Consider the following 5,779-nt stretch of genomic DNA (forward strand, 5'->3'; position numbering starts at 1 on the left):
CCGTCGCCGTCGACGACCTGTTCGTCGAGCGCGCGGACGAACGCGCCGGTCTTGCCGAGGCGGTGGATGAGTTCGTCGGTGATGCGGTCGCCTCGCGTCTCCACCTCCACGAGGTCGACGGGTCGACGCCGGGTCGCGAGCACCTCGCGCACCGACTCGGCCTGCCGGAGCGCCAGTGCCGACCCGCGCGTCGCCAGTCGTAGCGTATCGCTCATACCCTGAGTGAACGGCGAACGCTGAAAAGACGTTCTATGGCGTCCCGACCGCCTGTCGGCGCTTGTAGAGGTAGTAGAACGCGACCGCCGGTTGGAGTCCCTGTACGAACAGGCCGGCGACGCCGACGACGGCGTACAGCGTCGGGTCGGGCGACCACCCGACGGCCGCCTCGTCGACGGCCGCCGCGTCGTAGTACAGCGCGACTGGCAACAGCAACCCGAGGACGATGCCAGCGAGGACGAACACCGCGACGACGACGAACACCAGACCGAACCCACCGACCAGTAACTCCGGCGGTCCGCCGGCGACGCCGAACAGGAACGAGGCGAATACGGCGACGAACACGAACAGACCGACGAGGTACGCGAGGACGAAGAACGCCCCCGCGAGGGCGACGAGTTGCCACCAGTTCGAGTCGACGCGGCGCGTGGTGGGGGCGTGCGTGGAGGAGTATGTGGAGGTGCGGGACACACTCGACGGCACGGTGTCGCACGGCAAAAGCGTTCTCGGGGAAAACGGAGTGTCGAGAGCCGCCGAGTTACGAGAAGAACGCCTCGTACGCCTCCAGCGTCTCCTCGACGTCCGCCTCGGTGTGGGCGTAGCTGACGAACTGGCTCTCCATCTGGTTGGCGGGCAGGAGGATGCCCCGTTCTTCCATGAACGGGCGGAACAGGCGGTCCCAGCGTTGGGTCTCCCCGTCGGCGACGTCGGCCCCGGTCTTGGGGCAGTCGCCGTAGCGTTCGCAGGTGTGGTCCTGGGTACACCCCGCCGAACAGCAGTCGCTCTGGGGGCCGGAGTCCGCGCGGCCGAACACGACCTTGAACATCGAGTCCGTTCCGACGACGGTGTACTCGGGGGCGCGGTCGGCGAGGACGTCCGTGAGTCCCTCGCGCAACTGCTCGCCGAGCGCGTTGACGTGGTCGTAGACGTCGCTCTCGGCGCAGAACTCCAGCGTGGCGAGACCGGCCGCCATCGTCACGGGGTGCCCCGAGAACGTCCCCGACTGGAACACGTCGCCGGCGGGCGAGAACTGCTCGATTATCTCGCTCTTCCCGCCGATCGCCCCGACCGGGAAGCCGCCGCCCACGATCTTCCCGAACGTCGTCACGTCGGGCGTGACGCCGAGTTTCGACTGGGCACAGCCGAGACCGCCCACGCGAAAGCCGGTGATGACCTCGTCGAGGACGTACAGCGCGCCGTGGTCGTCACAGAGGTCCCGAATCGTCTGGTGGTAGCCCTCTTCGGGCATCACGATGCCCGAGTTCCCGAGGATGGGTTCGGTGAGGACGCAGGCGATGTCGTCGCCGTGGGCCTCGAACACCTCTCGGAGTGCCGCTTCGTCGTTGAACGGCACCGGGAGCGTGTGCTGGGCGAACGAGTGGGGGATGCCGCTCGTGGAGGGGCGGGGATGCTCGGCGTCGCCCTCGACGAGCGTCGACTCCTGTGCCCCGTGGTAGCCGCCCTGCATGACGACGATCTTGTTCCGGCCCGTGTAGCCACGGGCGAGGCGGACCGCGGAGACCGTCGCCTCGGTGCCGCTGTTGACGAACCGAATCATCTCGACGCTCGGGACGTGGCGGACGACGAACTCGGCGAGGTCGACCTCGACCTCGGTGGGTGCGCCGTACATCGGCCCCTCGCTGGCGGCGCGCTGGACGGCCGCCGCGACGGACTCGGGCATGTCGTGGCCGAGCAGGAGCGGGCCGTAGCCCATCACGTAGTCGATGTAGCGGTTGCCGTCGTGGTCGATGACGTGTGCGCCGTCGCCCTTCCGGACGAACGTCGGGTACGGTTGGGTCGCCCGGACCGAGGAGTTGACGCCGGCGGGCATGACCGAGAGCGCCCGGTCGTACAGGGCGCGGGAGTTCTCCCGATTGCGAGCCATGAGCGCGCTTCTCCCGGACGTGGTAAGGCAGTTACTGAGTGGTGAGGTGAAGGTGTGGAGAGCGAACCAGACGAGAGCGCCCGCTCAGACCGCCTCCATCCCCGTCGCACCCGTCCGAATCTGCATCGCGTCCTCGACGGGCATCACGAACACCTTCCCGTCGCCGGTGTCGCCCGTGCGGGCGGCCTCGGTGATGGCCTCGGCGACCTCGCGGGCGGGCACGTCGGCGACGACGCACTCCACCTTCACCTTCTGGTGGAGGTCGACGACGTACTCCTCGCCGCGCCACTGGCCCTTCTTCGAGGGCTGGGTGCCACGTCCGGAGACGTTCGTGACGGTGATATGCGGTGCGCCGACCTCCGCGACGGCCTTCTTGACCGCACCGAGCTTCTCTGGGCGGATGACCGCGACGACCATCTTCAGCCCCGACGCGACGCCGCCGTCGGTCGAGAGCACGGGGTCGTCACCGAGGCTGAACTCGGGGTAGGTCTCGACGCCGTGTTCGGAGATGTCGAGGCCCTCCAGTTCGTGCTCGCGGGTGACGCGGGCCTTACCGAGCGCCTTCAGCCCGCCGAAGACGGCGGCGGTGGCGAGCACGGTCCAGCCGGCGATGACCGCCACGCCGACGACCTGCGGCACGACGAGGTCGGTGCTGACGACCCAGCCGCCGTCCGCGCCGACCGTGAAGAACGGCAGGAGGAGCGCGCCGAGCACGCCCGCGCTACCGTGGACCGGGAACACCGCACAGACGTCGTCGATGTTGAGCCGTTTCTCGACGAACTCGAACACGATGGGGAGCTGCGCGCCGGCGAGGAAGCCGATGATGGGCGCGGCCCACCAGACGATGGCGTCGGTGTTCGAGGTGATGCCGACCAGCCCGGCGAGCATCCCGTTGGCGACGTACAGCGTGTCGACCTTCTCCGTCCGGAGCAGCGAAATCGCGCTCGCGCCGATGGCTCCCGCGGCCATACCGAGCGTGGTCGTCAGCGCGACGCGACCGAGCGCCGCCCCCATGAACTCGCCCTCGGAGAAGACGGCCTGCGTGCCGACGTTGAAGCCGTACCAGCCGAAACAGAGCATCAGCGTGCCCAGCACGGCGAACGTGATGGAGTGGCCGGGGATGACGTTCACCGACCCGTCCTCGTTGAAGCGGTTGAGCCGCGGGCCGAGAATCCACGCCGCGGTCAGGCCGGCGATGCCGCCCATCCCGTGGACGACCATGCCGCCCGCGAAGTCGCCGAAGCCGACGCCGAAGCCGAGCGCCCCGTCGGCGGTGAGCAGGCCCGTCCCCGCCCACGTGAACCCGAGGACGACCGGGTAGATGATGGCCGCGAGGGCGACGGTGTAGGTGACGTACGCGCGGAGTTTCGCGCGGCCGGCCACCGCCCCGGAGACGATAGTGGCCGCCGTCATGGCGAACACTGCGCCGAACAGCCAGCCGACCCACTGGTTCGGGTCGTCGACGTAGCCGAAGGGCGCAGCGTTGCCGCCGACGACGTTGCCGACGCCCTGCCCGACGAGGAAGAACGCGACGACACCGACGCTCCACGTCAGCATGTTCTTGGTCAACTGGTTGGCGACGTTCTTCGAGCGCACCTGCCCGGCTTCGAGCATGGCGAAGCCCGCGTGCATGAAGAAGATGAGGAACGTGACCGTCAACACCCAGACGGTGTTGATGCCCTCGACGGCCGCCATCGGGTCGGCCTGGAGCGCGAGGCTCATCCGAGCACCCCCGAAGCGTTACAACCGTCCACCTGTTCGCCGAATACCGTGACGTTGCGCGTGTAACTCACGAACCAACGTCAGGAAATACACCTACTAAAGCGTTGGCTCGAAATAGACAACAATTTCGCCTGTCGAGTCGACGTTCGTCCGAAATGAGGTAGGGTATTACTGATATAAGGTCGTACTTCGTGCGATTCCCGGACGTTCGCACGGTCAGGAACCGGACGTTCGTCCACGCAAACGTTGCCGTGAGTGGCACTCACAGCCAGTGCGCGCCGACCCGCGACGGGACGAACGTGGAGAACCGTGACCGTCGTGGCCCGGTCAGTCGAGTGTCGAGACGACGCTCGCTGCAAAGTCGCCGGATTACGTCTGGCTGTCCGCAGAGAGCGTGGCGGCCACGCTCTCTGCGAAGTACGTCAGGATGAGGTCCGCCCCGGCGCGCTTGATGGAGAGCAGCGACTCGTGGGCCGCGGCGTCGAGGTCCAGCCACCCCTTCTCGGCGGCGGCGTGGAGCATCGCGTACTCCCCGGAGACGTTGTACGCGGCGACCGGGTGGTCGTACGCCTCACGGATGTCCCGGACGACGTCAAGGTACGGGAGGGCGGGTTTCACCATCAGCACGTCCGCGCCCTCTTCGACGTCTAACTCGACCTCGCGCATCGCCTCGCGGGCGTTCGCGGGGTCCATCTGGTAGTGTCGGCGGTCGCCGAACGCGGGCGCACCGTCGGCGGCGTCGCGGAACGGACCGTAGAACGACGACTCGTACTTCGCGGCGTAGCTCATGATGGGGACGGCGTCGTGACCTGCTTCGTCGAGCGCCTCGCGAATCGCACCGACCATCCCGTCGGTCATGCTGGAGGGTGCGACCATGTCCGCACCCGCGTCCGCCTGCGAGACGGCCGTCCGCGCGAGCAGGTCGAGCGTCTCGTCGTTCTTCACGGTGAGCGTCGGGTCCTCGGCGGCGTGGTCCTCGACGATGCCACAGTGGCCGTGGCTGGTGTACTCACAGAGACAGACGTCGCCGACGACGTAGGCGTCGGTCTCCGCGCTCACCGCGCGCATCGCCCGCTGGACGACGCCGTCCTCGGCGTACGCTCGCGAGCCGACCTCGTCTTTCTCCTCGGGGATGCCGAACAGCATCACCGCCTGGACGCCGGTCTCCAGCACCTCCTCGACGCGTTCGACGACGCCCGAGACGGGCACGCGGGAGTGGCCGGGCATCGACCCGATGGGGACACGTTCGTCGGTGGTCGCGTCGACGAACACCGGCGCGATGAGGTCCGACGCCGACAGGGACGTCTCACTGACCAGGGGGCGAATCCCGTCGGTCCGAAGCCGGCGGGGGCGGTGGGTGCGGTCCATACCGAACCCACGAACGGGCCGGTGAAAGCCGTTGTCGATAGGGAGGGCCGAACGACAACGAGAGGCGACCCGCGACAGGGTTATCTCGACACCGAGCCAACACGAGGCGGTGTTCCGACCATGAGTGAGCACGAGACCAGCGAAGGGTTCTTCGGAGGCGGACGGAACTTCATCGACCGACTCAGCGACGCGGCCGCCGTGGAGTCGGTGTACGGCGACCCGGTGAGCGTCGGCGAGAAGACGGTTATCCCGGTCGCCCGCGTCGCGTTCGGCTTCGGCGGCGGCGCGGGGTCGGGGATGGCCGACGAGGAGGACGACCACGACGGCCAGGGCGGCGAGGGCTGGGGCGGTGGCGGCGGCGTCCGGGCCGCCCCGCTCGGCGTCCTCGAAATCACCGACCGCGAGACGCGCTGGATTCAGTTCGAGGAGGGCCGAGAGAACGGCCGCTGGCTGGCACTCGGGTTGTTCTTCGGACTCCTGCTGGGCCGTCGCAGTCGCCGCCGGGCGATGAAACGCGGGATGCGGAAGGCGAAGCAGGGACGGAAGTAAGGAAGTGCGGAGCCAGTGTCGCCGCGCTTCGCACGGGGT

General features: G+C 68.3%; 5 protein-coding genes and 1 pseudogene (1 of these 6 only partly in view). 1 reads left to right on the forward strand and 5 read right to left on the reverse strand.

Features of this window, described 5'->3' with window-relative positions; all coding sequences use genetic code 11:
* From hemC to hemB, 5 genes and pseudogenes are all read right to left on the reverse strand, one after another.
* Positions 1 to 215 (reverse strand): annotated as a pseudogene (hemC, locus tag M1L36_RS11710) (hydroxymethylbilane synthase) (its annotated part extends 946 nt beyond the left edge of the window); the annotation flags it as partial.
* A gap of 34 nt (positions 216 to 249) precedes the next feature.
* Complete coding sequence (locus tag M1L36_RS11715) at positions 250 to 687, reverse strand: hypothetical protein (protein ID WP_250873914.1); 438 nt, start codon at positions 685 to 687, stop codon at positions 250 to 252.
* Between the two features lie 67 nt (positions 688 to 754).
* On the reverse strand, positions 755 to 2,101 hold the full coding sequence (hemL, locus tag M1L36_RS11720; protein WP_250873915.1) for a glutamate-1-semialdehyde 2,1-aminomutase: 1,347 nt from the start codon (positions 2,099 to 2,101) through the stop codon (positions 755 to 757).
* A gap of 84 nt (positions 2,102 to 2,185) precedes the next feature.
* The gene (locus M1L36_RS11725) at positions 2,186 to 3,823 is read right to left on the reverse strand and encodes an ammonium transporter (protein WP_250873916.1); all 1,638 of its coding nucleotides are present in this window, start codon (positions 3,821 to 3,823) and stop codon (positions 2,186 to 2,188) included.
* A gap of 369 nt (positions 3,824 to 4,192) precedes the next feature.
* A complete protein-coding gene (hemB, locus tag M1L36_RS11730) occupies positions 4,193 to 5,191 on the reverse strand; it encodes a porphobilinogen synthase (RefSeq protein WP_250873917.1) in 999 nt (332 codons plus the stop codon).
* Between the two features lie 120 nt (positions 5,192 to 5,311).
* On the opposite strand from hemB, the gene M1L36_RS11735 reads away from it, so the two are divergent.
* Complete coding sequence (locus M1L36_RS11735) at positions 5,312 to 5,740, forward strand: spore germination protein GerW family protein (protein ID WP_250873918.1); 429 nt, start codon at positions 5,312 to 5,314, stop codon at positions 5,738 to 5,740.
* Positions 5,741 to 5,779 lie beyond the last annotated feature (39 nt).

This window comes from Halomarina rubra (assembly GCF_023699475.1).
Taxonomy (GTDB): domain Archaea; phylum Halobacteriota; class Halobacteria; order Halobacteriales; family Haloarculaceae; genus Halomarina; species Halomarina rubra.

What these genes read in the sequence shown, in the direction of transcription:
- hemL (WP_250873915.1), bottom strand. Translation starts at nt 2,101, where the DNA reads ATGGCTCGCAATCGGGAGAACTCCCGCGCCCTGTACGACCGGGCGCTC.
- M1L36_RS11725 (WP_250873916.1), bottom strand. Translation starts at nt 3,823, where the DNA reads ATGAGCCTCGCGCTCCAGGCCGACCCGATGGCGGCCGTCGAGGGCATC.
- hemB (WP_250873917.1), bottom strand. Translation starts at nt 5,191, where the DNA reads ATGGACCGCACCCACCGCCCCCGCCGGCTTCGGACCGACGGGATTCGC.
- M1L36_RS11735 (WP_250873918.1), top strand. Translation starts at nt 5,312, where the DNA reads ATGAGTGAGCACGAGACCAGCGAAGGGTTCTTCGGAGGCGGACGGAAC.